At 34.6% G+C, this 25,753-nt stretch carries 26 protein-coding genes; 8 read left to right on the forward strand and 18 right to left on the reverse strand.

Annotated features, from left to right (window positions below; translation table 11 throughout):
- Positions 1–31: 31 nt before the first annotated feature.
- The gene (locus HNQ00_RS07230; protein ID WP_173837658.1) at positions 32–694 is read right to left on the reverse strand and encodes a response regulator; all 663 of its coding nucleotides are present in this window, start codon (positions 692–694) and stop codon (positions 32–34) included.
- A gap of 151 nt (positions 695–845) precedes the next feature.
- Entirely contained in the window at positions 846–1,259 is a 414-nt protein-coding gene (locus tag HNQ00_RS07235) for a DUF4293 domain-containing protein (RefSeq protein WP_173837659.1), read from the reverse strand.
- 185 nt (positions 1,260–1,444) lie between these two features.
- On the opposite strand from HNQ00_RS07235, the gene rho reads away from it, so the two are divergent.
- Positions 1,445–3,202 carry a transcription termination factor Rho gene (gene rho / locus HNQ00_RS07240; RefSeq protein WP_173837660.1) on the forward strand — a complete coding sequence of 586 codons (1,758 nt, stop codon included), beginning with the start codon at positions 1,445–1,447 and terminating at the stop codon, positions 3,200–3,202.
- Positions 3,203–3,330: 128 nt separating this feature from the next.
- On the opposite strand, the gene HNQ00_RS07245 is transcribed toward rho, so the two are convergent.
- The 3 genes from HNQ00_RS07245 to HNQ00_RS07255 form a co-directional block, all read right to left on the reverse strand.
- Positions 3,331–4,599, reverse strand: a complete 1,269-nt coding sequence (locus HNQ00_RS07245) for an RsmB/NOP family class I SAM-dependent RNA methyltransferase (protein ID WP_173837661.1) — start codon at positions 4,597–4,599, stop codon at positions 3,331–3,333.
- 152 nt (positions 4,600–4,751) lie between these two features.
- Entirely contained in the window at positions 4,752–6,713 is a 1,962-nt protein-coding gene (locus HNQ00_RS07250) for a KUP/HAK/KT family potassium transporter (protein ID WP_173837662.1), read from the reverse strand.
- Between the two features lie 113 nt (positions 6,714–6,826).
- Positions 6,827–8,158 (reverse strand): hypothetical protein, encoded by a 1,332-nt coding sequence (locus HNQ00_RS07255; protein ID WP_173837663.1) that lies wholly within the window; start codon positions 8,156–8,158, stop codon positions 6,827–6,829.
- A 115-nt stretch (positions 8,159–8,273) separates the two neighbouring features.
- Here HNQ00_RS07255 and HNQ00_RS07260 point away from each other — a divergent pair, with 115 nt between their 5' ends.
- Positions 8,274–9,329, forward strand: coding sequence for a sialidase family protein (locus HNQ00_RS07260; RefSeq protein WP_173837664.1), 1,056 nt, complete (start codon positions 8,274–8,276; stop codon positions 9,327–9,329).
- 23 nt (positions 9,330–9,352) lie between these two features.
- Here HNQ00_RS07260 and HNQ00_RS07265 read toward each other — a convergent pair whose 3' ends face one another.
- Positions 9,353–10,003 (reverse strand): endonuclease III domain-containing protein, encoded by a 651-nt coding sequence (locus HNQ00_RS07265; protein WP_173837665.1) that lies wholly within the window; start codon positions 10,001–10,003, stop codon positions 9,353–9,355.
- 243 nt (positions 10,004–10,246) lie between these two features.
- On the opposite strand from HNQ00_RS07265, the gene bcp reads away from it, so the two are divergent.
- On the forward strand, positions 10,247–10,699 hold the full coding sequence (bcp, locus tag HNQ00_RS07270; protein ID WP_173837666.1) for a thioredoxin-dependent thiol peroxidase: 453 nt from the start codon (positions 10,247–10,249) through the stop codon (positions 10,697–10,699).
- A 70-nt stretch (positions 10,700–10,769) separates the two neighbouring features.
- Here the strand turns inward: bcp and HNQ00_RS07275 are convergent, their stop codons facing one another.
- Positions 10,770–12,230: a TonB-dependent receptor gene (locus tag HNQ00_RS07275; RefSeq protein WP_173837667.1), complete on the reverse strand. Its 1,461-nt coding sequence runs from the start codon at positions 12,228–12,230 to the stop codon at positions 10,770–10,772.
- 95 nt (positions 12,231–12,325) lie between these two features.
- Between HNQ00_RS07275 and HNQ00_RS07280 the strand changes: the two genes are divergently transcribed.
- Together HNQ00_RS07280 and HNQ00_RS07285 are read left to right on the forward strand one after the other, a co-directional pair.
- On the forward strand, positions 12,326–13,093 hold the full coding sequence (locus HNQ00_RS07280) for an MBL fold metallo-hydrolase (protein WP_173837668.1): 768 nt from the start codon (positions 12,326–12,328) through the stop codon (positions 13,091–13,093).
- 6 nt (positions 13,094–13,099) lie between these two features.
- Positions 13,100–13,600, forward strand: coding sequence for a hypothetical protein (locus HNQ00_RS07285; protein WP_173837669.1), 501 nt, complete (start codon positions 13,100–13,102; stop codon positions 13,598–13,600).
- 33 nt (positions 13,601–13,633) lie between these two features.
- Here the strand turns inward: HNQ00_RS07285 and HNQ00_RS07290 are convergent, their stop codons facing one another.
- Genes HNQ00_RS07290 through HNQ00_RS07305 form a run of 4 tightly spaced genes read right to left on the reverse strand, consistent with a single transcriptional unit; the run spans position 13,634 to position 17,831 of the window.
- The gene (locus tag HNQ00_RS07290; protein WP_173837670.1) at positions 13,634–14,278 is read right to left on the reverse strand and encodes an alpha/beta hydrolase; all 645 of its coding nucleotides are present in this window, start codon (positions 14,276–14,278) and stop codon (positions 13,634–13,636) included.
- Positions 14,279–14,287: 9 nt separating this feature from the next.
- Positions 14,288–14,578: a hypothetical protein gene (locus HNQ00_RS07295; protein WP_371739013.1), complete on the reverse strand. Its 291-nt coding sequence runs from the start codon at positions 14,576–14,578 to the stop codon at positions 14,288–14,290.
- Positions 14,579–14,615: 37 nt separating this feature from the next.
- Positions 14,616–15,869, reverse strand: a complete 1,254-nt coding sequence (locus HNQ00_RS07300) for a dihydroorotase (RefSeq protein ID WP_173837672.1) — start codon at positions 15,867–15,869, stop codon at positions 14,616–14,618.
- Between the two features lie 36 nt (positions 15,870–15,905).
- A complete protein-coding gene (locus tag HNQ00_RS07305) occupies positions 15,906–17,831 on the reverse strand; it encodes a vWA domain-containing protein (RefSeq protein ID WP_173837673.1) in 1,926 nt (641 codons plus the stop codon).
- A 180-nt stretch (positions 17,832–18,011) separates the two neighbouring features.
- Here HNQ00_RS07305 and HNQ00_RS07310 point away from each other — a divergent pair, with 180 nt between their 5' ends.
- Positions 18,012–19,124: a lactonase family protein gene (locus tag HNQ00_RS07310; protein WP_173837674.1), complete on the forward strand. Its 1,113-nt coding sequence runs from the start codon at positions 18,012–18,014 to the stop codon at positions 19,122–19,124.
- 58 nt (positions 19,125–19,182) lie between these two features.
- On the opposite strand, the gene HNQ00_RS07315 is transcribed toward HNQ00_RS07310, so the two are convergent.
- The 3 genes from HNQ00_RS07315 to HNQ00_RS07325 all read right to left on the reverse strand — a co-directional run bounded on the left by HNQ00_RS07315 (position 19,183) and on the right by HNQ00_RS07325 (position 22,178).
- The gene (locus HNQ00_RS07315; RefSeq protein WP_173837675.1) at positions 19,183–20,535 is read right to left on the reverse strand and encodes a DEAD/DEAH box helicase; all 1,353 of its coding nucleotides are present in this window, start codon (positions 20,533–20,535) and stop codon (positions 19,183–19,185) included.
- 68 nt (positions 20,536–20,603) lie between these two features.
- Positions 20,604–21,368, reverse strand: a complete 765-nt coding sequence (locus tag HNQ00_RS07320) for a TIGR02757 family protein (RefSeq protein ID WP_173837676.1) — start codon at positions 21,366–21,368, stop codon at positions 20,604–20,606.
- A 147-nt stretch (positions 21,369–21,515) separates the two neighbouring features.
- Entirely contained in the window at positions 21,516–22,178 is a 663-nt protein-coding gene (locus tag HNQ00_RS07325; RefSeq protein ID WP_173837677.1) for an ABC transporter ATP-binding protein, read from the reverse strand.
- 173 nt (positions 22,179–22,351) lie between these two features.
- Between HNQ00_RS07325 and msrA the strand changes: the two genes are divergently transcribed.
- Together msrA and HNQ00_RS07335 are read left to right on the forward strand one after the other, a co-directional pair.
- A complete protein-coding gene (gene msrA, locus HNQ00_RS07330; RefSeq protein ID WP_173837678.1) occupies positions 22,352–22,894 on the forward strand; it encodes a peptide-methionine (S)-S-oxide reductase MsrA in 543 nt (180 codons plus the stop codon).
- A gap of 49 nt (positions 22,895–22,943) precedes the next feature.
- Entirely contained in the window at positions 22,944–23,237 is a 294-nt protein-coding gene (locus HNQ00_RS07335) for a hypothetical protein (protein WP_173837679.1), read from the forward strand.
- Here HNQ00_RS07335 and HNQ00_RS07340 read toward each other — a convergent pair.
- From HNQ00_RS07340 to HNQ00_RS07355, 4 genes are all read right to left on the reverse strand, one after another.
- Positions 23,234–23,536: a DUF6787 family protein gene (locus HNQ00_RS07340; protein WP_173837680.1), complete on the reverse strand. Its 303-nt coding sequence runs from the start codon at positions 23,534–23,536 to the stop codon at positions 23,234–23,236. The two genes, HNQ00_RS07335 and HNQ00_RS07340, sit on opposite strands and share 4 nt — an antisense overlap.
- Before the next feature lie 32 nt (positions 23,537–23,568).
- Entirely contained in the window at positions 23,569–24,000 is a 432-nt protein-coding gene (locus tag HNQ00_RS07345; protein ID WP_173837681.1) for a DUF6146 family protein, read from the reverse strand.
- Between the two features lie 114 nt (positions 24,001–24,114).
- Entirely contained in the window at positions 24,115–24,663 is a 549-nt protein-coding gene (locus tag HNQ00_RS07350; RefSeq protein ID WP_173837682.1) for a DUF937 domain-containing protein, read from the reverse strand.
- 105 nt (positions 24,664–24,768) lie between these two features.
- Positions 24,769–25,719, reverse strand: coding sequence for a D-2-hydroxyacid dehydrogenase (locus HNQ00_RS07355; RefSeq protein WP_173837683.1), 951 nt, complete (start codon positions 25,717–25,719; stop codon positions 24,769–24,771).
- Between the last annotated feature and the right edge of the window lie 34 nt (positions 25,720–25,753).

A 25,753-nucleotide genomic window follows, 5' to 3' on the forward strand; every position in this document is an offset into this window, starting at 1 on the left:
GGATTTTTTTATAGGGATAAGGTTCAAGTAATTAAGCTTTAATCAACTTGTTTTTCATCGCATATTTTACTAGGCTAATGGTGTTTTTAGCCTTGAGTTTTTTCATAATATTTTTTCGGTGCGTTTCGACTGTATTGCTACTAATAAAAAGAAACTCACTAATCTCTTTACCACTATATTCTAATGCGATTAAGGTGATGACCTCTATCTCGCGCTCTGTTAATATTTCAGATACGGTAGGATTGTATTTATTGACCTTAATATTGTCTCTAGTAGCAGTATTAAAAATTTTCTCTCTTACGATATTGCAAAAGTATTCCTCACCTAAGTTTACAAAATGAATTGCTTCTAGAATATGTTCTGCTGCGCATTGTTTAGTGAGGTAACCGCTAGCGCCTAGTTTCATGACTTCTTTAATTAATTTAAGTTCGTCATAACTAGATAGAATAATCACTTTGCACGGGAATCCTTTTTCTTTAAACTCTTTTAAAACCTCGATACCGTCTTTTTGAGGCATGCTAATATCTAATACTAGTACCTCAGTGTTGTTAACTGTGACTTCGTTGTACAAATCACTACCATTTAAGGAAAAACCTACAACTTCAAAATCAGCGACAGTATTTAATAGTGTTTTCATTCCATCGATGAGTACTTGATGGTCGTCAGCAAGGTGTATGCGTATTTTATCTTTCATTTCTAAAAAAGGTGAAGCCAAATTTATATAAAATTATGTTAATACCTTTGTTAAAGTAATGATTAATCTGCCTTTTTTAGATTTTGGCCACAAAAAAACCCGAACTTTAACATTCGGGTTTCCTTCGCACTAATAAACTAAGTTTATAGGTTTATCTCAGTCTATCCACAGATTTTACAAGATCTTCGTCCTTTTTGATGGCTTTATTAGCTAAAACTAATAATACGATAGTCAAAATAGGAAGAAACATCCCAATACCTTTCTCTGAAACAGTGGCTGCTTCTCCAGATAAGTTTAGTGAACGATATACAAATAATCCTAATAAAATTAAATTTAATATCATATTCAATCTGCCTAATACAAATTGATTTTGTCTCTTTTTATATGAAATGATAGCAATTGCAGTCATAGCAGTGCTTAGTCCAAAAAGTACAATGTAAACTTGATCTAGCATGAAATAAAAGTCTTGACCGTTGTCTGATTTCCAAAGAGGAAAAACAAATGGCAATACTGCTGTTGCAATGAAAGCTAAAAGCAAATAAATCGTCTGTATTCTTTGTATCATTTTGTGTATTTGTTTTACAAAAATATATTATCTTTTTTAAAAATACTATTGTATCATTAAATTTTATTCGTATTATTGCACCATAATGCCGTAAGCACTTCATACTGCGGTCGATTCAAAATAAAATAATTACTATCTCATCTCCAAAGTAGTATTTCCACATTAATTAAATCCATAGAACATTCATGTTTGATATTTCTGCATTAAAAGAAATGAAGCTTTCTGAGCTTCAACAAATAGCTAAAGCAGCTAAAACAATTAAATTTAATGGTGTAAAGAAAGATACCTTAATAGGATTGATACTAGAACAACAAAATCCAGGTGCAGCTGCTGTACCAGAGGAGAAAGTTGTGAAACCGACTGCCGAAAGTAAACCTAAGCGATCTCGTATTACTGCTACTGAAAATGTAGATGAAAGTATTGCTGAGGCTCCTAAACCCAAAGCCAAGATTATTATTTCTAAAAAAACTAAAGTAGTTGAAGATGCTGCTGTAGAGAATAGTAAGGAGGAAGCTAAAATAGTAAATACTGAGGAGGCTAAAGCTGACGAGAGTGCTGAAAATGAAGGAAAAAAGCCTGCTAAAATTGTGAAATTTAGTAAATCGGCTTACGAGAAAAAAATGGCTTTGAAAAAAAGCAAAGAGGTACCCTCTATTGATGGAGCGAAGCCAGCGGAAGGAGCAGTAGATGAAGTGGTACAACCCGCAGCTGTAGCAGAACCTAGCGCTCCAGTAAAAAAGGTAAATCCAAATCAATTAAACAAACAAAATACCAACCCTAATTTCAAGACTAAGAAAAACAATTTTAGAGATTCTGATTTTGAATTTGACGGGATAATAGAGAGCGAAGGTGTACTTGAAATGATGGCTGATGGTTATGGTTTTTTAAGATCATCTGATTATAATTACTTGGCCTCTCCAGATGATATTTATTTATCAACATCACAAATACGATTATTTGGTTTAAAAACAGGTGACACGGTAAAAGGTGTAGTGCGTCCTCCAAAAGAGGGAGAAAAGTTTTTTCCGCTTGTTCGTGTATTAAAAATTAATGGACATGATCCACAGGTAGTGCGTGATCGTGTATCGTTTGAACATCTTACACCCGTTTTTCCATCAGAAAAGTTTAATCTTGCAGAGCGTCAAAGTAGTATTTCTACACGTATTATTGACTTGTTTTCACCAATAGGAAAAGGACAACGTGGAATGATCGTTGCACAACCTAAGACAGGTAAAACAATGTTACTAAAAGAAATAGCTAACGCTATTGCAGCCAATCATCCAGAAGTATATTTATTAGTACTGCTTATTGATGAGCGTCCTGAGGAAGTTACTGATATGCAACGCAGTGTGCGTGGGGAAGTAATTGCTTCAACATTTGATAGAGAGCCACAAGAACACGTTAAAATTGCTAATATCGTTCTTGAAAAAGCAAAGAGGTTAGTAGAATGTGGGCATGATGTAGTAATCTTATTGGATTCTATTACTCGTTTGGCAAGAGCATACAATACGGTTCAACCAGCATCAGGAAAAGTTTTAAGTGGTGGTGTTGATGCCAATGCATTACAAAAGCCGAAGCGTTTCTTTGGAGCAGCTCGTAACGTAGAAAATGGTGGTTCATTGAGTATCATTGCAACAGCACTTACTGAAACTGGTTCTAAAATGGATGAAGTAATCTTTGAAGAGTTTAAAGGTACCGGTAATATGGAGCTTCAATTAGATAGAAAAATTGCTAATAAACGAATTTTCCCAGCTATTGATTTAACATCTTCTAGTACAAGACGTGATGATTTATTGCTTGATGAAAACACATTACAGAGAATGTGGATCATGAGAAAATATCTTGCTGATATGAACCCTGTCGAAGCAATGAGTTTTATAAATGATCGATTTAGACAAACAAAAAACAATGAAGAGTTTTTAATATCTATGAATAACGGATAATAATAAACGGCTTCTACTCTATAAAAAAAAACTCACTACGGCAAATGCTATAGTGAGGTTTTTTTTTATTTGAAGAGTCTAAAAAAAAAGCACTTTCAATTTGAAAGTGCTTTTAGATATCGTTTTAATTACGCTACAGTGGTTTCTATTTCTACAGCTTTAATCACTTTTGGTTTTTCCACTGCTTCTTTTCTTTCTAAAAGAGCCATGTAAAAACCGTCAAAACCAGACTCATGAGCTAGGATTTTTTGGTCTTTTATAAAAGTAAATTCTTGACCTATATCGGTTTTTAAGAATTTTTCCACTTGTTCTTGATTCTCAGATGGTAAAATAGAGCATGTAGCATATACTAGCTTACCTCCTGGTTTTACAATTTTAGAATAGCTTTCTAAAACTTCTGCTTGAATCTTGCGAATATTGTCTATAAATTCTGGTTGCAATTTCCACTTAGCATCAGGATTTCTTTTAAGAACTCCAAGTCCGCTACATGGTGCATCGATTAATACACGATCTGCTTTTTGGTGCAATTTCTTGATCACCTTAGTGGTGTCAATGATGCGGTATTCGATATTGAATGCGCCATCACGTTTTGCGCGTATTTTTAATTGCTTTAATTTACTTTCATATAAATCCATTGCAATCAATTGCCCTTTATTTTCCATTAAGGCTGCGATATGCAATGTTTTTCCTCCCGCACCTGCACAAGTATCAACTACTCTCATTCCTGGTTTAACATCCAGAAAAGCAGCAACAAGTTGTGAATTTGCATCTTGTACTTCAAAGAATCCTTGTTTAAAAGCATCAGTCATAAATACATTTGCTCTTTCTTTAAGCACTAATGCATCTGGTTGATTTTCTAAAACATCTGTATCAATGTCTAAATCCATTAAGATAGCTCTTAATGCCGTTTTAGTAGTTTTTAAAGTGTTTACTCTCAAGATAACCTTTGCTGGTTGATTTTGAGCTGTAATCTCTTTAGACCAAACTTTCTCACCAAGTTCTTGAACACCTACAGCATCCATCCAGTCTGGTATAGATTCTTTTATTGCTCGCGTTTTTGATAATTCGTCAAAACGTCCTTTTATCTTTCTTTCAGGTGTTCCTTCTAGTTGTCTCCAATCTGGAATAGGATATCCTCTTAATACAGCCCATACTGAAAACATTCTCCAAATATTGTCTCTATCAAACGGTGCTTTAACTTCAGCAACTTCAGCGTATAAACGTTTCCAACGGACGATTTCGTAGATTGTCTCTGCTACAAACTTTCTATCAGAACTTCCCCAACGCTTGTCTTTTTTTAACGCTCTTGCAACTACCTTGTCAGCGTATTCTCCCTCGTTAAATATTGCATTTAGGGAATCTATTGTAGTGTAAACTAAATTTCTATGTAATCTCATTTTTAATAATTGAGGTGCAAAGGTAGTATTAATTGATTGAAAGATAAATTTTTAATAATGATTGTTGTATTTATATTTCATTTACTGTCACTTTATAGCATAAAAAAACCACTGCAAGATTACAGTGGTCTATTTTTGTGCTCTAAAGACGATTATTTTACTCTTGTTAAGCCTATGTTTTTAGGAGCGTGAAGCACCATTGGGAATTTTTCAATTTTAACAGAGCTACTGTCTAATCCAAAAGCGCTCTCCTCTGACAAACTTAATTTTTTGATCAAGAAATAAGAATTCATGATGATTTTTTCATGCCATCTCATATCGCTATCGTTTGATAAGAATTTTTCTGATAAGACAAACTTGAAGTCTCCTATAATATTATTCTTATTTAGAGACTCGTAACGGCTAGTGATATCCATTTCTCCTTTTTTAACCATATCCTTAATTACTTCTTTAAACATCAGGTTGATTTTTGTAGGCTCTCTAAAACCTAGATTAAAATCAACGCGATAAATATCGTCCTTAAGTATTTCGGTTACTTTATATTCTGTTTTATAAGGTTCACTTAAAATATTTACATGGACAAACCAGTATATATCTGCTCTTTTAGGTCTTTTTTGTAAAATAGAGTACATTACTTTTTCCTCTATTTCATCAACACGATTTGCATTAGTCATATAAACTAAATGTGTAGCATACTTAGGGATGGTTAAATCAACGCTCAGTTCACTTAGTACTTTTCTGTAATCTGCTATTTTAACGATTTTAGTGTAGTTTTTGCTGATTTTTTTAGCAAGGTACCATGTCGTCATTATCGAAATTAAAATCAAAGCAATGATCAAAGTAACGTATCCACCATCGCCAAATTTAGTAATGTTGGCTGCGAGAAAACTAAATTCGATTAAAAGATAGACTGTAATTAGAGGTATAATTAAGTACAATTTGACTCTTTTCATTATCAAATAAAAGTTCAGCAAGATGGTTGTCATAATCATACAAAGTATAATCGCTAATCCATAAGCGTGCTCCATATTACTCGATTGTTCAAAGTGGAGTACAATACCCACACAGCCTAAAAATAGTAACCAGTTAATAGAAGGGATATATAGTTGTCCTTTTAACTCAGTAGGGTATTTTATTTTTACTTTAGGCCAGAAGTTCAATCGCATTGCTTCATTAATTAAGGTAAATGAACCTGTTATTAATGCTTGTGATGCAATGACGGCAGCTAGCGTAGCAATGACAATCCCTATGGGTTGAAACCAATCGGCCATGATTAAATAAAAGGGGTTTCCATTCGACCCACCTAATGTTTGTAATGTCTGTCCTTCATGCTGAATTAAGTATGCTGCTTGTCCAAAATAGTTTAATACCAAGGCTGATTTTACAAAAATCCAACTCACACGAATGTTTTTACGTCCGCAATGCCCCATGTCTGAATATAGCGCCTCAGCTCCTGTCGTACATAAGAAAACAAAACCTAAAACGAAAAAACCTTCTGGGTGTATCGTTAATAAATGATAGGCGTAGTACGGGTTGAATGCTTTGAAAACTTCAGGAAACTTTATGATTTGAATTAATCCCAATGTTCCTAACATACTAAACCATACAAGCATCATAGGAGCAAAGAATTTACCCACAAGTTTAGTTCCAAATTGTTGTATAGAAAATAGAACAAAGAGTATCCCTATGACGATAGGAACGGTATTAAGACTAGGGTTGTATGTTTTTATACCTTCAATTGCAGAGGATACAGAGATGGGAGGGGTAATGATTCCATCTGCTAAGAGTGCGCTTCCGCCAATAATTGCGGGGACAATCAGCCATTTTATTTTTGTCTTTTTCACTAAAGCATATAATGCAAAAATCCCACCTTCCCCGTGGTTATCTGCGCTTAAAGTAATCATTACGTACTTAATAGTAGTTTGTAATGTCAGCGTCCAGAAAACGCAAGAGATTCCACCTAATACGATATCAGCATTGATGACTGATTCTCCAAGTATTGCTTTCATTACATACAATGGTGAGGTACCAATGTCTCCGTAAATTATTCCTAATGTAATCAGTAAACCACCTAGAGTAAGTTTGGAGTGCAAATTTTTGTGCTGAGTGCTCATGTATTATTTTTAATATAACGCGTCAAATTTACTCTTTTTAAATATATTAGAATGGTTTATTAACAAAAAAAAACACGGCTTGTACTAGCCGTGTTTTCTAATTAAAAATGTTATTATGACCGTCTGTTCTCTAAGCTTGAACTTGATCTTCTTGAACTGCTATTATTACTGTTCTCTGATCGTTGTGATGCTGATCTTGATACATTTGCGCTTGATCTCCCTGTCCTTGCTGTATTTACTCTAGCGCTATTGTTTCTAGTCGTTGTGTCTTGACGAGTTGCTCTAGGAGTTTCTCTGCTTCTGCTTTGTGCAGGGTTACTTCTTTGTGGAGTTGATGCTGTTCTAGCGCTCCTGCTGTTGCTTGCTTGTGGAGTTGCTCTTTGAGCTTCACTACGCTCTCTACTGTAGTTAGGATTTTGAGTAGCATTTACTGTTCTTTGTGTAGCACTTGATGTTCTTTTACTTTCGACTCTGTTACTGCGTTGCTCACTAGTTGGAGTAGCCGTTCTTGACGCAGTAGCTCTTTGCTTTGAGTTGCTGCTTTCTCTTATAGGTGTTGAACGTGTTCTGTAATTTCCGCTTCTGTAATTGTTATTCCTACTAGTATCGCGATTGTCTCCATAAGTGCTCGTTCGGGCAGTTCTATTACTAGTTCTATTATCTGCATAAGTTCTGCTAGATCTTGAGCTTACTCTGTTAGATCTTCTATTCTGATCTAATTCATAACGGTTAATAACAGTGGTATTTCTTTTCGAAAAAGCGTAGTTAGGATGCAATCTTTCGTATCCATTAGAACGTCTAGAATTGTATATAACTGCCGCATGGCTGCTCCTTCTTGCATTTACGTAATTGTATCTATTATTGATATTAATATTGACGCTAATGTTATTTCTGTAGCGATATACTGGAAAAGGATTCCAAGCTCTGTAATAATTGGGATAATAGTTCCATCTGTAAGTTGATACATAAGGATGGTAGTTTGAACTCCAGAATGAAGCGTATATCAAAGGAGTACTATAATAGGTAGGTTCGTAAATGTAATTTTGACCATACATAAATTCGTTTCCTATGAATTGTACTTGCACCGTATTGTTCCTGTCTTTTTCTAGATCAATCGTTGCTACATCTTGATATACATCGCGGTCAAGAACAGCTTGTATTACAATAACGTGTGTGTTGCGTTCTACTGTTTCAATAACTCTAAGATAATCTACCTCGTTATCATCATTTAAATCTAAGTTCGAAATAGCAATCTCAGGATCGTTTAGTTTTCTTTCAAAATCTTGAATATTTTGAGATTCTCCAAAAATCGAAGCTACTGCACGTAAGTCAAGATTATCACTTACTTCGTAATTTGTAGGCTTTACCTGTGTGTTATATTGTGCTTGAGCACTCAGTCCTAAAACTGTTGTAACAAGGCTTAAAAAGAGTATTTTATTTTTCATAACAATAGAATTAGAGATTGTTATCTTAGAATATCCAATTACTGTGCCAATAAATAAAACAGCCATTTTACTGCTTACATAAATAGTTGTAGATTAGCTCTAAATTAATACCGCTATGAAGAAATTTCTACTCTCTATAACCTTTCTGCTAATCTTAGCAAGTTGCAAATCACAAGTGGCTACTATTGCTTTAATAAAAGCACCCTTATTTAGCAAACTTGCGATCGACACTCTATTTACTAACGATATTAGCATTAGAGCTATTGCAGTCAACGGAAATAAAATATGGTACGCTGGTAGTAAATCAAAATATGGTTATTATGATTTAAAAAAAGGTGTAAATAATTCCCATAGCGTTGATAGAGAGAATTTAGAATTTAGGAGTTTAGCTCAAAATGGCTCGAGTATTTTTATACTCAATGTGGCAAGTCCAGCACTGCTTTTTAAAATAGATAAACAAAATTTGAGTAGTAAAATAGTTTATCAAGAAAGTCATGAGAAAGTTTTTTATGATAGCATGCAGTTCTGGAATGACAAAGAAGGAATTGCAATGGGAGATCCTATAGATGACTGTCTTTCGGTGGTAATAACTAGAGATGGAGGAAATTCTTGGCAAAAGCTGGACTGTAAAAATTTACCAGCGATTGTTGCTGGTGAAGCTGCTTTTGCGGCAAGCAATACAAATATTGTTATAAAAGGAAACAATACTTGGATTGTAACTGGAGGGAAAGAGGCAAATGTTATTTTCTCTAGCGATAAAGGGAAAACATGGGTAAAATATAAAACTCCTATTGTGCAAGGGGAGGCAATGACCGGGATTTTTACTGCAGATTTTTATGATGCAAACCACGGTTTTATTACTGGAGGAAATTATGAGAAACTAAAACAAAATTATGGCAATAAAGCACGCACCTTAAACGGAGGGGAAAGCTGGGAACTCATCGCCGAAAATAATGGTTTTGGGTATGCTTCTTGTGTGCAGTATGTTCCTAATTCAAATGGTAACGGACTAGTAACAGTAGGCGCTTCAGGAATCTATTATTCTAGTGATGCTGGGGCAAACTGGAAACAACTAGCTACAAATCCTAATTTGTACACCATTCGTTTTATAAATGAAAATACTGCCGTTGCTGCAGGTAAAAATTGCCTACTAAAACTACGGTTCTTATAATTAAAGCCAATAAAGTAGCTAAATTATTTTTTAAAATACTCGTTTATAACACTTTTGCGACCTATCGTTTTAGTAATAATGTCTTTATCTAAATCCCACCCTCGAGCCGGGGAATATTGTCTTCCATACCAAATAATTTGTAGGTGTAGGTCGTTCCATATCTCCTCAGGAAAAATACGTTTAGCATCTTTTTCGGTTTGGACTACGTTTTTACCATTAGTCAAATTCCATCGGTACATTAAACGGTGAATGTGCGTATCTACAGGAAAAGCTGGTACTCCAAAAGCCTGTGACATCACCACTGATGCTGTTTTGTGTCCTACGGCAGGTAATTCTTCGAGGTACTCAAAACTCTGGGGAACAATGCCGTTATGTTTGTCTATCAAAATGTGAGACAAACCATGAATTCCCTTTGATTTCATAGGCGATAATCCACAGGGTCTAATAATCTCTTTTATTTCCTCCACAGACATTTTTATCATGTCATACGGGTTATCAGCCTTTGCAAAAAGTAATGGTGTAATTTGGTTAACACGCACATCTGTACATTGTGCCGATAATAGAACTGCAATCAATAAAGTATAGGGATCCTTGTGATCAAGAGGCACAGGTATGGTAGGGTATAAGTCTTTTAACGTATTTATAACGAATGTTACCCGTTCTTGCTTATTCATTTTTGTAAATTTATATCTTGTAAAATTACTATATTTTTTATGATGTGCCTAATCCAGCTGTACGCTACAAGTCCTCATTTATAAAACTTTTTTTCTACGATGGTAAAGGAGCTTCTTGCAGTCGCTCTTTACAATCAAGAAAAAAATAGTTTTCTTAAATTCGGCGCTTTTCACTACCATCTGGGGCAGTAAAATTGTAATTTAGCCAGTACTAATTTTTATTAAAATATAAACCATAATACTATGATAACATTAAAAAAAGGAGATAAAGCACCTGCATTTTCAGGAATGGATCAAGACGGAGTTGCACATAAATTAAGCGATTATGCTGGAAAAAAATTAGTCGTTTTTTTCTATCCTAAAGCAAGTACTCCAGGATGCACGGCAGAAGCATGTGATTTAAGAGATAACTTTGAGCGATTTGAAGCAAATAATTATGCCTTGCTAGGAATAAGTGCTGATCCCGCTGCGAGACAAGCTAAATTCAAAGAGAAATATAATTTCCCCTTCCCACTTATAGCAGATGAAGACAAATCAGTAATTGAAGCTTTTGGTGTTTGGGGTCCTAAAAAATTTATGGGAAAAGAGTACGATGGTATTCATAGAACCACTTTTGTAATCGATGAAAACGGAGTCATTGACGAAGTAATCGAAAAAGTAAAAACAAAAGAGCATGCAGCACAAATTTTAAAATAAGCTAACAAAAAGAAAACGCCAAGAAAGATAATTTTCTTGGCGTTTTTATTTTATTTCGAATCACTCAATTTTAGTTGATTTCTTTTATTGCTTTGTTCGGGTCGTAACCAAAGAGGTAATGCTCCTTAATAATTTCTGCAATTCCAGATGGTAACATAGCTTCCCATCCTGGTTTGCCGTCACTGATCATTTTTAAAACTTCACGAGAGAATACTTCTAATGTTTCGGGATCGTAATCATCAATATCAATTACTTTTCCATTGAATTTGAAGAACTTGTACAGTTCTTTCATTCTTGGATGTACTTTTAGATTGTCAGAGTTGATGATTTCTCCATTCTCATCAAGCATTGGATATAAGAAAACTTTCATGTCTCGGTAAAATAACTTACCAAAGGCTTCTAGAATTCCTCCACTTAAATGGCGGTAATATTTCTCGTCAAAGATGTCTACGAGGTTGTTTACACCCATTGCTAATCCCATTCGAGCTTTAGTATAATTAGCAAAATATTCTACTACTTTGTAATATTCTTGGAAATTAGAGATCATTACTGTTTGTCCTAACGAGCACAATAGTTCAGCACGATCCATAAAATCTCGCTCGTCAATTTCACCATCTGACCTTAAGTTAGATAAGGTAATTTCAAAAACTACCAGCGTATTTTCTTTTTCAACCTTATTTTCTTCAATGAACATTTGCAATGATTTCTCATACATGTCCATATTTACCTTAGTTACCGGACGGAAACTACCACGAAGAGCTAAGATGTTTTTCTTATATAATATAGCTGCAGGTAAGATGTTTTTACCGTTAGGATCAAACATTACAGCATCTGTCATTCCGTTTTTGACTAGTTGCAAACTCATTAAACGATTGTCTACATCGGCAAAACGAGGTCCAGAGAAGTTTATAGTATCAATTTCTAATTGATCTTTATCTAAGTGGTCGTATAAATAACGCAACAAACGTTTTGGGTCATTGTATTTGTAAAAAGCCCCGTAAATAAGGTTTACTCCTAATATACCTAGTGTTTCTTGTTGCAATCTTGCATCAGTTTCTTTAAAACGAATGTGTAAGATAATCTCGTTATAATCTTCGTCAGGCTCAATCTGGTAACGTATTCCTACCCAACCGTGACCCTTGAATTGTTTAGCAAAGTCAATGGTAGCGACTGTGTTAGCGTAACTAAAAAACATTTTATTAGGGTGTTTTTCTCTACTTAAACGCTTCTCAACCAACTCACCTTCCATGTTGATCATCTTTTTCAAACGGCTTTCTGTTACGTAACGACCGTCTTCTTCAATACCATAAATGGCATCACTAAAGTCTTTGTCGTAAGCAGACATCGCTTTTGCAATGGTTCCAGAAGATCCACCTGATCTAAAAAAATGTCTCACAGTTTCTTGTCCAGCACCTATCTCAGCAAAAGTTCCATATATATTTTCGTTCAAATTTATACGTAGGGCTTTGTCTTTTATTGAAGGAATTTGTGCGATGACTTTGTCACCTTTTAATTTTATTCGAGTATCCATTTTGTTTTAAATATGGCTAATATGATACAAAGTTAACTAAATAGGTTTCTAATGAAAGAGAATTAATCCTATTTTTGTAAAAAAATAATAGCGCATTGAAAGTATATTTTCTAGGTACGGGCACATCACAAGGAATTCCTGTAATTGGGAGCACCCATCCAGTATGCCAAAGTACTGATTTAAAGGATAAAAGACTACGGGTTTCTATATGGATAAGTTGGGATGACCATTCTTACGTTATCGATTGCGGACCTGATTTTAGGCAACAAATGCTGACTTCAAATTGTCAAAAGGTGGATGCCATTCTATTTACTCATGAACATGCAGACCATACAGCAGGTTTAGACGACATACGGCCATTCAATTTTAGAATGGGAGCGATGCCTATCTATGCTCATGAAAGGGTAATCGAAAACCTTAAATACCGCTTCAACTACATTTTTGAGACTGAAAACAGGTATCCAGGTGCCCCATCTGTACTGATTAATCAAGTGATTGATGAGACGCCCATACAATTAGGAAATATTGCCGTACAACCCATAAGTGTCATGCATGGAGATTTGCAAGTTTATGGATATCGGTTTGATAAATTTGCCTATTTAACAGATGTTAAAACAATTGTTCAAGAAGAAATAGACAAATTAAGAGGTTTAGATGTGTTGGTCGTAAATGCTTTGCGGGAAGAGCCACACCATTCTCATTTTAATTTAGACGAGGCTTTGCAATTTATTGCATTAGTCAAACCTAAAAAAGCCTATTTAACTCATGTAAGTCATCTGTTAGGTTTTCATGAAGAAATCCAAAAAAGACTGCCAAAAAACGTATTTTTGGCCTACGATAATTTAGAAATCACAATAGAATAAAATACCATGAAAAGATCATTTTTGCTGTATGCCTTCATACTTTTAATTTTAATGAACATTTTTACCTATGCTTTTTACAGTCAAGAGGTTAATTTCGAGCAAAATAGGTACACTAAGGTGACGACAAAGCTAAAAGATAGTTTGAAATCAATGAATACTAAGCTAGTTGATGCCAAGTATTTTTCGCTAGAAAAAAATGAAAACGCTCAAAACTATTTTGAATCCGCAGATGGTTCAACAGTGATACCGCACCAAAAGCTGATTCCATTTGTAACAGAACGATTATTAGATTATAACTCAAATCCTAACGGAAATCCGTATACAGGACAAGATAAAATAGGGGAGAATAAATTTATCATTAATAAAGTGCGCTTACTTAATCACCGATGGATAATTGCTGATTACAGTGATGGCGTTACTTGGGGAGAGGTATTGTTGAAATACTTTATCAACGAAGACCAAACAATCTCTTTTGAGGTCAATCAGTCCTTATTATATTCTAAATAAAAAAAAGAGGTTCTCATTGAGAACCTCTTTTTTTTATGTTAGCAACCAATTTTTAAAATCGTAAAAATTTTGGGGCGATACGCCATGACCTACAGGGTACTCTTTGTATGTCGCGTCAATATTCAGCTTTGATAAAAATGGAGATGTTTTACGTGCCCAATCAATAGGAATTACTTGATCAACAGTTCCGTGTGAGTGGAAAATTTTTATTTTCGAAAAATCATTAGTTTGATAATTGTCAGTAAAAATCTCATCGTTTGCATAGCCGCTCAATGCGATGACTTTACTAATTCTATCAGGATGTGATAGTGCAATGGCGTAACTTAATATTGCTCCTTGGCTAAAGCCGGCAAGAACAATGTTATTTTTGTCGATAGGGTAATTCTCAATTAATTCATCAACAAAGTTCAATATGGCATCACGAGATGTTTTTGCTTGCTCGTTGTCTGAAAATTTATTTTGATCAGCATCAAAATTAATAGCATACCATGCGTAACTATTGTATTGCAAGTCATAAGGTGCTCTCGCTGAAATGATGTAATAGTTGTCAGGTAATTCTGTTTCAAATGAAAATAGATCGGCTTCATTGCTACCGTATCCGTGAAGTAATAATATTACTGGATTTTTGTCTAATTTAACTTTTGGTTCTCTGATGAGATATTCTAGTGATAATTTCATTTTATAATTTTAAGAGATACTTTTAAACCATTTTTGATATAATTCACCTAATAAAGGAACTGGTTTTGTTTCTCCTTTAACGGCTGTAAGCATGCCATAAGACCACAACACAAATACAAAAATCCACATGGGTATTGAAATCATTAAGCTATCAAAATTATTTACAATTAATCCTAACGATATAAATGTAAGAAACAATCCTAAAGCTTGACGTATGTGAAAAGAGGCAAAGGCATTTTTATCATCTGCATTCATTGACATGGCAATAAAAACACCAATTCCTAGAATGTAACTTGTTATTGCAGCAGTTTTTCCGCTTTCAATTGTATTCATATACTTATGATAAAATTATTTTATTTTGATTAATGACACCATATACTGTTCCTTGAACTGTAGTGCCTAAAAACGCAGAATTTTTTGATTTAGATAAAATAGCTACTTTAGAAAAAGATTTACTTCCTTCTGGATTGAATAGGCTAATATTGGCGTTATTAGCTTCTGTAATTGCTGGGGAATCAATTTTAAAGGTCTTCGTTCCTGCGGTTAATTTCTCGATAACAATTTCTAACGGAAGCACGGTTAGCAAGGCCCCAAAAGCACTTTCTAAACCTATAGTACCATCTTTTGCTGTGTCAAATTCCATTTTTTTATGTTCAATATCCATTGGGTTATGGTCTGATGTGATCATATCAATGGTTCCATCTAGTACAGCTGCTAATAATGCAGTTCTATCTGCTTCTGTTCGCAAAGGAGGACTAACTTTATAACGGGTATCAAAATTCTCTAATTTAGCATCTGTAAGTACTAAGTGATGCACACTTACACTACAGCTAACCGCCATGCCTTTTGCTTTAGCTTCCTTAATTAAAGCAGCTGATTTTGCTGTAGAAATTGTAGGTATATGTAATTTTCCACCAGTGTATTCTAGTAAAAATAAATTACGAGCAATTTGAAGTTCTTCGGCTAAATTGGGAATTCCCTTTAAACCTAGTTGTGTAGAAACGACACCTTCATTTACAACTCCATGCCCTTTTATCATCTCATCTTGAGAAAAAGCAATTGCTAAGCCATCAAAATCTTGAACGTACTGCAATGCGATTTTCAACATATTGGCATTGGCTTGGCTCTTATTATAATCGCCAAAAGCTACTGCTCCTGCATTTTTCATATCATACAATTCGGCCATATCCTTTCCGTCACTTCCTTTAGTCAATGCACCTATAGGGTATAGCGCAGTGGCGCTTTGTAAGGCCTTATTTTTAACAAATAAAACTTGTGATTGATTGTCTATTACTGGATAAGAATTTGGCTGTAAAGCAATGGCTGTAAAACCGCTCTTAGCTGCAACTGTGAGTCCGTGTGAGATCGTTTCTCGATCCTCAAATCCTGGCTCACCTAGAGAGACACTGCTGTCAAACCAACCTTTTGAAACGTGCAGATTGTCTTTTTTTATTTCTTCAAAATTATCAGGGGCTGCGATCTCAGTACCAATTTTATTGATTATCCCATCAACAATTAAAATATCTACTATTTGGTTGTGGTGTGTACTCTGTGGATCAATAATCTTTGCCGCTCTAATGATTACATTCATAGTTGTGTTGTTTAGGTGCTAAGTGATAGAGATTTTTTATTTTATGAATTTGATGATGGCCATTTCACTCAATAAAAAAAACAGTGCAAAGATAACAAACCATTTCCATATTTGATTGTCTGTTCTGCTGCTTTGCACGTTTTCATAATAACTTTCAATTGAAGGGATTATTTCTGCATTTTCTATCTTTTTTATTTTGGCTGGAGCCAAATCACTTTCTGTTCGAGAATAATTAAAGCTGATAGTCTCTACTATGCTATCCTTATTCTTAATGACAAAATTCCCTGCCTGAAGTGGTAAATCTGAAAAATACAGCTGCACATTATTGGTAATTACTTGTTGCATGGGAATAAATTGTTCTGTTTTATTTTCGACTTTTAAAACCGCTTCTTTATTGATTTTTGCTGCAACTAGTAGCGTCTCGTTATTACCGATAGTTAATGCTTTGATATTTCCTAACTGCTTTGTAATGCCCATTTTATAAAAAGTGGGTACAATTAAAGGAGATTGCTGTAAATTAGAATTAACACTGTTAATAGCTGCAGCAAATAAATATACAGTTCCTACTCCAAATTTTGTGCTACTTAAAAATGACGATTGATCGCTATATCCTAAAATCTGTGATCCTGAGCCAACTATTTTTAAAGAGCTTTTAGTGGTAGGATATTGAAAGTTGGTTACTTTATTTTCGAATACATTACTGTACAAAGGATGGTCAAAATTAATTTTGGTAATTTTTCTTTCCGTAAGTTCAGCTGTTTTTAATTGCATGGTAGCAAAACTTGTTAGTAAGGAATTATATGCTTTTTCATCAAAATCACGATTAGGAATCACTATAAGGTTACCTCCATTTTGAACAAAGGTTTTTAAATTAGTTTGCAGTGCCTGTGGAATTGTAGTTAACTCATCTAATAGAATAGCGTCCTGCTTTTCAATTTGGTTGTAGCTTAGCCCATTTAATGCTACAGTTTGGAAATCAAATTCTGAAGGCGTATAAATACGACTTAAAAAGCTGTTTTTATTGGTGTCAGTAATACTCATGACCTTGCTTTTCTTGAGTTCACTCAAAGAGAAAAATAGTTTGTTATCATAAGCCATAGCGCCATCTTCTATAGAAACATACCCATTGAAGGCTTCTTTAGGGATGTTAAAAGTGACCGTTTCTGATCCTTTCTTAAAGTTTAGCTGACTCTTAACCAAAAGTTTATTGCCGTCATAAACAGCAATAGGGATGTTACTTTGTGTGGTTCCATGCTGAGAGACTTTTACATTGAGCTCATGAAAATTACCAGTTGATTCACTTATGAATACACTATCGATAGCAGTATTGCTCTTTTGTTCATTTTGCGGAATAAAAAAATAAAGCATATTCTTTGAATCAATTAAACTCGAATTGGGCTCCAGTTGTGGTGCATCACTTATAACAACAATATCCTTGTTGTAAGCTGTTTTTTGACTGTTAATTTTATTGATTTGGCTTTCTAGTGAAAACGGTATTGCGCTGTATTTTAAGTTTTGTAACTCACTCTTAATAGATTTGATATCGGTATTCCAAAAACTTTCTGTATTTGTAAGTAGCGAGAATTGTTCTGTCTCGGGCATGTCCTCAAGAAGTTCCTGTACTGCACGCTTGAGTAATTCTCCTTTTTTACCTTTAGCTTGCATACTGTAAGAGTTGTCTAGTACAATAAACAATTGATTCTTTGAATTATCAGTATCTTTTGCTGGAAAGTAGGGTTGTGCAAATGCAAAAATAGCAGCTGTAAGGAGCAGCAAGCGACAAGATAGCAACAACCATTTTTTTATTTGAGAGTTCTTTTGCGTTTGCGCTTTAATTGTTTTAAGTAAGCGAACATTTGTAAAAACTTGAGTTTTAAATCGTCGCAATCTAAAAAGGTGTACAATAATAGGTACTAGCAGCAAAAAGAGAAAGTATAAAATTTCAGGATGTTTTAGTTGCATGCAAGTGATTCTTTAACGCTTTGAGTTATTTTTTTTTAGTAGTCTTAAAACTGACCTTTCAAAAATACAAATTTGTTAACAGTTTGTTGGTTCAAAAGAAGTTTTTTTGATGTTGTAAACGAATCCATTTCAGGAGTTGAAATTTTCCGTAAATTAGCTTCATAAAAAAAAGGTATAAAAATGAGAAAGCTTTGTTTTAGTTTATTACTCTTGCTGCTGAGTATTGCACTTCAAGCACAAGAAAAAACATATAATTTATTAGTAGGAACCTATACTAATACTTGTGATAGCAACGGAATTTACGTGTATAATTTCGATTCAAGTACTGGAGATTTTAACTTTAAAAATAGCAGTACGCCAGTAGATAATCCAAGTTACTTGTCGATTAGTGCTGATAATAAATATATTTACAGTGTAAATGAAGCAGGAAATGATAGTCAAGCAAGTGCTTTTAGTTATCAAGCTGCAGATGGTACGATTACACTCTTAAACAATCGCGCTACGCAAGCTGCTGATCCTTGCTACTTAATTAATGACGCTGAACATGTGATTACCGCTAATTATTCTGGTGGAAGTATTTCGGTATTTTCAAAGAATAGCGATGGTAGTCTAGGGGATTTAAAACAGTCAATCAAACATACTGAAAAGGGAGTGAATGCTAAACGCCAAGAGGCTTCGCACATACACATGGTTTCCTTCTCTCCTGATAAAAAGTTTGTTCTTGCTGCAAATTTAGGAAATGATAAACTGTATAGTTATGCGTATGACGCCACTAGTTACGACAGCCCATTGAAGGTGGTTGATAGTGCTGTAGTTGCTGCAGGAAGTGGACCTCGTCATTTTACTTTTAGTACTGATGCGACAACTTTATACCTAGTGAATGAGTTAAAAGGGACTGTTAATGTTTACGATTATAGTAACGGACATTTAAAAATTAAGCAAACAACATCTATTATTAGCAAAGGTTTTAAGGGTGCATTTACAGCCGCAGCCATTGCTAGTTCTCCTGATGGAAGATTTTTATATGTTACAAATAGGGGAGAAGCAAACACAATTTCAACCTTTGAAATCTTAAAAAATGGAAAACTTAAGTCTAAGGGAGAAACAAGTACATTAGGAGACGGTCCTAGAAGTTTTGCCATTGATCCCACTGGAAATTATTTATTAGTCGCGCATCAGTATACTAATAATGTTGTGGTCTTTAAGCGAGATATGATTACTGGAGCCTTAACTGACACTGGAAAACGAATTGAGTTGTGTGCGCCAGTTTGTTTAGTATTCACGGAGCAGTAATAAATAAAAAGTCCCGAAATCAAAATGTGATTTCGGGACTTTTTATATTTTAGAGAAACTATTTTTTCTTCTTTTTCTTCTTTTGAGCTTGAATTTTTAACATATTTCTGTTTACAGAACCGTGTGTTTTTTTCTTTGTAACTCCAGGTCCACCTAAGTTGACCTTTTTGTTTTTCTTACTCTTCTCTTGGAACGCTCCATCACCTTCAAGTTTCACTTTTTTCATCATGAACTTCATCGGTTGTCTGTCTTTTTCAGGTTCGATTAATTTTAATGAAACTTCAACTTCTTCAGGAAAAGTATCGATACTTAATTCCATATTCATTAAAACTTCTACCTCTACTTTAAACTCTTCCTCACGAGGAGTAACAAAGCTTAATGCAGTACCCGTTTTATCTGCACGACCCGTTCTACCTATACGGTGCATGTAAAGCTCAGGCATTTCAGGCATTTCAAAGTTAACAACATGTGTAATATTTGAGATGTCTAATCCCCTAGCCATAATATCTGTAGTAATCAAACCACGTAGATTTCCTTCTTGAAATTCTGCCATCGTTGTTAAACGATAGTTTTGTGATTTGTTAGAGTGAATAACTCCAAATTGACCATCAAAATCTTCTTCGATTCTTTCATGAACCATGTCAGAGATTTTTTTATTGTTTACAAATACTAAAACACGACTCATGTCTTCGTTAGTCGCTAATAAATGCTTTAGTAAATTTATTTTTGTATTAAAGTTGGGAACATTATAAGTAATTTGCTTGATGTTTTCAAGTGGTGTTCCTGAAGCAGAAAGTGTAACTTCTTGCGGGTAGTCAAAGTAATCATTCAAGATAGCATCAACTTCTTCAGTCATTGTAGCTGAGAAAAGAATGTTCTGACGTTTTTTTGGCATCATTGCTAAAATAGAAGTCAGTTGCACGCGGAAACCCAAGTTTAGCATTTCGTCAAACTCATCAATGACTAACTTTTGCATGTCTTCAAAACGGATTACGTTATCAAGCGTTAAGTCCATTATTCTACCAGGAGTACCTACAAGGATATCACAACCGGTATATACTGCGGTTTTTTGAGTGTTGATGTTTACCCCACCAAAAATTCCAATCGTTCTAACTGACATGTATTTTGTCAATTTTTCGATTTCGTCTACAACTTGCACTACTAGTTCACGTGTAGGAACTAGAATTACAATTTTAGGAGTATGACCTGGAGTAAATTTGTATAATTTTAAAAGTGGTAATAAGTAGGCAAATGTTTTACCAGTACCAGTTTGGGCAATTCCCATCATGTCTCTACCAGACATAATCACTGAGAATGTTTTCTCTTGAATGGGAGTGGGTGATGTAAAGCCTAAATCATCAATTGCTTTTTGTACTGATTTAGGAAGATTAAATTGCTCAAAAGTGCTCATAAAACGTATATTTTTTGCAAAGATACGTTTTTATAAGGATAGTTGTCTTTCCTACGGGATGTTTAGCGCTAAAAGCCTTCGAATATGCCTAAACCAAAAAGAGCAAAATCATATTTTGAAGGATCATTTGGATCTAATAATCGCAATTGTGTGTCTAATTCAAGTAGTGCTTTGGCATCGTTTTGCTTTCGCGAAAGCAACTCTAGCTTGCGAGCCACATTACCAGAATGTACGTCTAGTGGACAAGATAGCAAAGAAGGAGAGATGGTTTTCCAGATTCCAAAATCGACTCCATTATTGTCCTGGCGCACCATCCAGCGCAAATACATATTAATCCTTTTTGCAGCAGAGCCTCTTCTAGGGTCAGAAACGTGTTTTTGTGTGCGCTGATCATGATCAATCTCAAAAAATACTTTCTTGAATTCAGAGATGCTTTCTTGCATTCCTATAGTAGGAGCATGCTTGCTGAAAACTGCTTCTAAGCCACCGTGATGCGTATAGATGTTTTTTAAACTCTTTATAAAGTGTGTGAAGTCGACACCATTAAAGGTACGGTGCACAAATTGCTCTAGTTCCTCGAGATTAGCATCAGAGTGGGACATGACAAAATCATAAGGAGCGTTTCCCATTAAATCCATCATGCGATGGCTATTTTTAATAATCATCGTTCGGTTTCCCCATGCGATGGTTGCACTTAAAAAACCGGCGATTTCGATATCTTCCTTTTGAGTAAAGAGATGCGGAATTTGTACAGGATCACTTTCAATAAAATTAGGCGTGTTGTATTGAATCACTTTTTCATCAAGGAAGGATTTCAATTCAGATGAGTCCATAGCACTATTTCTTTATTAATTTGATTTGTGGGTATAAGCAATTGTAATTATGTGCAAGGAATCCATAGCCCAGATAGCAGTGGAAATCCTTTTATGGCCTGCTTTTTAAGGGCATAAAAGATTGTAGCGAATAGCTGGAAATAGCTCCTAATTGCTAATTAATCCATCGACCATAACTAGTTTTCTGTCGGCCATGTTTGCTAGGTCTTCGTTGTGCGTCACAATTACAAATGTTTGTCCAAATTCATCACGTAATTTAAAGAACAGCTGATGTAAATTTTCGGCAGATGCAGTATCTAAATTTCCAGATGGTTCATCGGCAAAGATTACTGCAGGCTTGTTGATTAATGCTCTAGCCACTGCTACACGCTGTTGTTCTCCTCCTGATAATTCATTTGGTTTATGGTGTAAGCGATGTGATAACCCTAAATAGTCTAGTAATCTTGTTGCTTCAATTTCGGTTTCTTTCTTGTTTTTATTTGCGATAAAAGCCGGTATACAAACATTTTCTAAGGCAGTAAATTCAGGTAGTAATTGATGAAACTGAAAGATAAAACCCAAGTTTAGATTGCGAAACTTAGAAATATTCTTATCGTTCATCTTTAAGATGTCTTCACCGTTGATTATTAGCGAGCTGTTAGCATGTTTTTTAGGAAGGTCTAATGTTCCTAGTATTTGTAAAAGCGTGGTTTTACCCGCACCCGAAGCTCCAACGATGGAAACAATTTCTCCCTTCTTGATATGCAAATCAACGCCTTTTAAAACTTGAAGTTGGTCGTAATATTTGTTAATATTTTTAGCTTGAATCATTTTGTGCTGTTTTGACAAAGAAACAAAGATTTTAATAATTATAAGAATATTTGGTGCGCAACAACTTATAAATTTTAGTTAACTATTTATCTATGATTTAGAAATAGCTTAAATTTGGAAGAATGGCTTATAACGAGTCTTATAATGTTTAAAAAGAGAAAATAAAGTAGATAATGGATATAAATAATACAGAAGTTGCGATTTTAGCTGGAGGATGTTTTTGGTGTACAGAGGCAGTTTTTTTAGAACTTAAAGGAGTAAGTGAAGTCATTCCTGGATACATAGGAGGGGAGATAGAAAACCCTACGTATGAGGCAATTTGTACTGGACAAACTGGTCATGCCGAAGCCATAAAAATAACCTTTGACAATAGAGAGATGAGTTTTGGCGAATTATTAGAGGTGTTTTTTGCAACTCACGATCCCACAACCTTAAACCGCCAAGGAAATGATATAGGAACGCAATATAGAAGCGAAATATTTTATTTAAATGATTTCCAAAAAGAAATGTCTGAGGGATATATTAAGTTATTGAATGATGAAAATGTTTATGGTAGTCCTGTAGTTACCCAACTCTCACAGGCACCGCATTTTTATCCGGCTGAGAAATATCATAACAATTATTATAATCAAAATAAAGCGCAAGGATATTGCTCTTATGTAATAACGCCTAAGATCGATAAATTAAAAATGTATTTTCAACAAAAGCTCAAGTAAAATGGCACTCAATTTGCAATAGATCCATTGAATAATTTAATATTTACTTATGGAAGTTAATGATCTTGCTGTCGCAAAAGAAGTCATGTATAGAAATCTAATACTTGGTATTGCATTTGATGCTATAGGAATGTTATCATTTGCAATACCCTTTGTAGGCGAATTTTCAGATGTTGTGTGGGCACCTCTTGCGGGATACTTAATGACGCGCATGTACAAAGGTACTGTGGGAAAAGTAGGAGGTATAATTGCTTTTATCGAAGAAGCTCTACCCTTTACAGATGTGATTCCAACCTTTACATTAACTTGGATTTACACTTATTTAATTAAAGGGAAACGCTAATTCTTAAACAAGAAGCCTAGTCCCATACTGCGTAACATTTTTTTTTCGAAAGCCCAAAAGAATGTAAACTGTCCGAAGATAAAGCCTATCATTACCAATAGTACTTGATATATTGGGAAAATCATAATTAAACGTATAGGGGTGTAAAGTAGACCCAAATCTACTTTTGTAAAGCCAATTAATGCACATAAAGGTTTAGATAACCATGCCGATGCTGATCCTGTAATTGCAAATACTACAAATATGACTGCTAATTGAAAATTAGATGTTATGCCCCAACGCTCTTTTAATTTCTTCATTTTTATTTATAATGATTACAAATATACTAAGATTATCTCGTGGGAACGTAACCAAATAGTTTTTGTTTGTAGGTATTTTGAAAATAGATAAAATAATTATAAATCAGATAATTTACTTCATATCCATAATCAGTAATGTGGTCGTAGCTTATGGTCATTTCATACAAGTTTGGGTTATAGCGATAGGGTTGTAATACTCTGCGATTCCATTCGTCTACCCATAGTCGGTTTTTATTCTCTAAAAAAGATTGGGAGTGATAATTTCTAGGAAAAGCTCTCGAAGCTAACCAGGTACTATAACCGGGATCAATAATAATTACCTCATATTCTAGTTCGTCGTTTGCAATTCTAGTAGTATCACTTACGCTTGAAGTAGTAATTTGTTGTTGCCGGGGAAGTTCTTTTGCGGCATTGCAACTACAAAAGATAACGGCAAGTAGTATTGTGGTTATAAATGTTTTCATAATTAGTGGTTTGTTCTTAAAATTACGAAATTTTGACTGCGGGGGTTTCTATTTTAACAAAAAAAAGCACTTACGATTGTAAGTGCTTTGAATATTTTTATGTGAATGAGAATCTTATTTTCCAAAAAGACCACCTAACATTCCGCCAATACCGCCTTTTTTAGTCACTGCATCCATTGCGTCACTCATGTCTACTTTTCCGTCACCATTTTGATCTAAACCAAATTGGCCACCATATTTAGATATTGCATCCATGATACCTGCATTGTCACCTCCACCAGAGATAGCGCCAATAATATCTGAGATTTCAAAACTTGAGTCGTTAGGGTCTTTTGCTTTTCCTACTAATGATCCTAAGATTTGTGGAATTAATTTAGAAGCCACTCCAGTAGCATCAGATGCGCTAAATCCAAATTTTTGACCTAGGTTACCAGTTAGCTCTTGTGTTAGCTTTTGCACTACCGGGTTGTTGCTATCAGCAGCATTGTTTCCTTGAAATAGTCCAGCTAATTGATCCATACCACCCTCTGAAACTAATTTTTGCAATCCGCTCATTACTGAGTTACTTGCTTCACCTATTACAGCTTCGTTTTTTTCGTTTGGTACAGCAGGATTATTAATTACAGAATCTACTCCAAATTGTTGTGCTAATTGTTCGAACATATATTTTAAATTATTTTTGGTTTCAGGTACAATATACCAAAAAAATAGCGATTATCCAAATAAATTGAATAATCGCTATTGTAACTATCTGTTAGTCAGGATTGTTTATCCAATTAAACTAATGATTTGAGACGCTAATTCAGTTCCTATTCTATCTTGTGCTTCTCCAGTTGCAGCTCCAATATGCGGAGTTAGAGAGATTTTTGAATTCATTAGAATAGTCATTTCAGGAGTTGGTTCGTTTTCAAAAACATCTAATCCAGCAAATAAAACTTTTCCGCTGTCTAATGCTTTAACTAGAGCAACTTCGTCAATGACACCACCACGAGCACAATTTACAATTCCTACACCGTCTTTCATTGTAGCGATTTCTTTTTCCCCAATGATATACCCCTTTTGTGCAGGTACATGTAGAGTGATAAAGTCAGCTTCTTTAAAAACAGATTCTAGCGATTGTGATGTAATTGTTGTTGTGATTGATTGACCGTCAAAGAACGATACTTTTATATCTACTGTTGGTATAAAGCTATCAGCAGCGATAACTTTCATTCCAAGTCCCAATGCCATTTTTGCAGTAGCTTGACCTATACGGCCAATACCTACAATACCTAAAGTTTTACCTCTTAATTCAACACCATTTGCATACGCTTTTTTCAAACCGTCAAAATTACTGTCTCCTTCAAGTGGCATGTTTCTGTTTGCATCATGCAAGAAACGTACTCCAGAGAAAAGGTGAGCAAAAACTAGTTCAGCCACAGATTCTGATGAAGAAGCAGGAGTATTAATTACATGAATTCCTTTGCTCTTAGCATAATCAACATCAATGTTGTCCATACCTACACCACCACGACCAATGATTTTTAATCCGGGGCAAGCATCAATAATATCTTTACGAACTTTTGTTGCACTACGCACAAGAACAACGCTTACGTTATTTTCATTTACATAATTTGCAATTTGTTCTTGAGCTACTTTTGTAGTTATTACTTCAAATCCACCTTTTTCTAAAGCTTCAATACCGCTTTTAGAAATTCCGTCATTCGCTAATACTTTCATTATATTTTTTTGTTTAATTTGTTTAATGTTCATT

Origin of the sequence: Flavobacterium aeripolare (assembly GCF_013294025.1) — a bacterium.
Classification (GTDB): Bacteria; Bacteroidota; Bacteroidia; order Flavobacteriales; family Flavobacteriaceae; genus Flavobacterium.

What these genes read in the sequence shown, in the direction of transcription:
- HNQ00_RS07230 (WP_173837658.1), bottom strand. Translation starts at nt 694, where the DNA reads ATGAAAGATAAAATACGCATACACCTTGCTGACGACCATCAAGTACTC.
- HNQ00_RS07235 (WP_173837659.1), bottom strand. Translation starts at nt 1,259, where the DNA reads ATGATACAAAGAATACAGACGATTTATTTGCTTTTAGCTTTCATTGCA.
- rho (WP_173837660.1), top strand. Translation starts at nt 1,445, where the DNA reads ATGTTTGATATTTCTGCATTAAAAGAAATGAAGCTTTCTGAGCTTCAA.
- HNQ00_RS07245 (WP_173837661.1), bottom strand. Translation starts at nt 4,599, where the DNA reads ATGAGATTACATAGAAATTTAGTTTACACTACAATAGATTCCCTAAAT.
- HNQ00_RS07250 (WP_173837662.1), bottom strand. Translation starts at nt 6,713, where the DNA reads ATGAGCACTCAGCACAAAAATTTGCACTCCAAACTTACTCTAGGTGGT.
- HNQ00_RS07255 (WP_173837663.1), bottom strand. Translation starts at nt 8,158, where the DNA reads ATGAAAAATAAAATACTCTTTTTAAGCCTTGTTACAACAGTTTTAGGA.
- HNQ00_RS07260 (WP_173837664.1), top strand. Translation starts at nt 8,274, where the DNA reads ATGAAGAAATTTCTACTCTCTATAACCTTTCTGCTAATCTTAGCAAGT.
- HNQ00_RS07265 (WP_173837665.1), bottom strand. Translation starts at nt 10,003, where the DNA reads ATGAATAAGCAAGAACGGGTAACATTCGTTATAAATACGTTAAAAGAC.
- bcp (WP_173837666.1), top strand. Translation starts at nt 10,247, where the DNA reads ATGATAACATTAAAAAAAGGAGATAAAGCACCTGCATTTTCAGGAATG.
- HNQ00_RS07275 (WP_173837667.1), bottom strand. Translation starts at nt 12,230, where the DNA reads ATGGATACTCGAATAAAATTAAAAGGTGACAAAGTCATCGCACAAATT.
- HNQ00_RS07285 (WP_173837669.1), top strand. Translation starts at nt 13,100, where the DNA reads ATGAAAAGATCATTTTTGCTGTATGCCTTCATACTTTTAATTTTAATG.
- HNQ00_RS07290 (WP_173837670.1), bottom strand. Translation starts at nt 14,278, where the DNA reads ATGAAATTATCACTAGAATATCTCATCAGAGAACCAAAAGTTAAATTA.
- HNQ00_RS07300 (WP_173837672.1), bottom strand. Translation starts at nt 15,869, where the DNA reads ATGAATGTAATCATTAGAGCGGCAAAGATTATTGATCCACAGAGTACA.
- HNQ00_RS07305 (WP_173837673.1), bottom strand. Translation starts at nt 17,831, where the DNA reads ATGCAACTAAAACATCCTGAAATTTTATACTTTCTCTTTTTGCTGCTA.
- HNQ00_RS07310 (WP_173837674.1), top strand. Translation starts at nt 18,012, where the DNA reads ATGAGAAAGCTTTGTTTTAGTTTATTACTCTTGCTGCTGAGTATTGCA.
- HNQ00_RS07315 (WP_173837675.1), bottom strand. Translation starts at nt 20,535, where the DNA reads ATGAGCACTTTTGAGCAATTTAATCTTCCTAAATCAGTACAAAAAGCA.
- HNQ00_RS07320 (WP_173837676.1), bottom strand. Translation starts at nt 21,368, where the DNA reads ATGGACTCATCTGAATTGAAATCCTTCCTTGATGAAAAAGTGATTCAA.
- HNQ00_RS07325 (WP_173837677.1), bottom strand. Translation starts at nt 22,178, where the DNA reads ATGATTCAAGCTAAAAATATTAACAAATATTACGACCAACTTCAAGTT.
- msrA (WP_173837678.1), top strand. Translation starts at nt 22,352, where the DNA reads ATGGATATAAATAATACAGAAGTTGCGATTTTAGCTGGAGGATGTTTT.
- HNQ00_RS07335 (WP_173837679.1), top strand. Translation starts at nt 22,944, where the DNA reads ATGGAAGTTAATGATCTTGCTGTCGCAAAAGAAGTCATGTATAGAAAT.
- HNQ00_RS07340 (WP_173837680.1), bottom strand. Translation starts at nt 23,536, where the DNA reads ATGAAGAAATTAAAAGAGCGTTGGGGCATAACATCTAATTTTCAATTA.
- HNQ00_RS07345 (WP_173837681.1), bottom strand. Translation starts at nt 24,000, where the DNA reads ATGAAAACATTTATAACCACAATACTACTTGCCGTTATCTTTTGTAGT.
- HNQ00_RS07350 (WP_173837682.1), bottom strand. Translation starts at nt 24,663, where the DNA reads ATGTTCGAACAATTAGCACAACAATTTGGAGTAGATTCTGTAATTAAT.
- HNQ00_RS07355 (WP_173837683.1), bottom strand. Translation starts at nt 25,719, where the DNA reads ATGAAAGTATTAGCGAATGACGGAATTTCTAAAAGCGGTATTGAAGCT.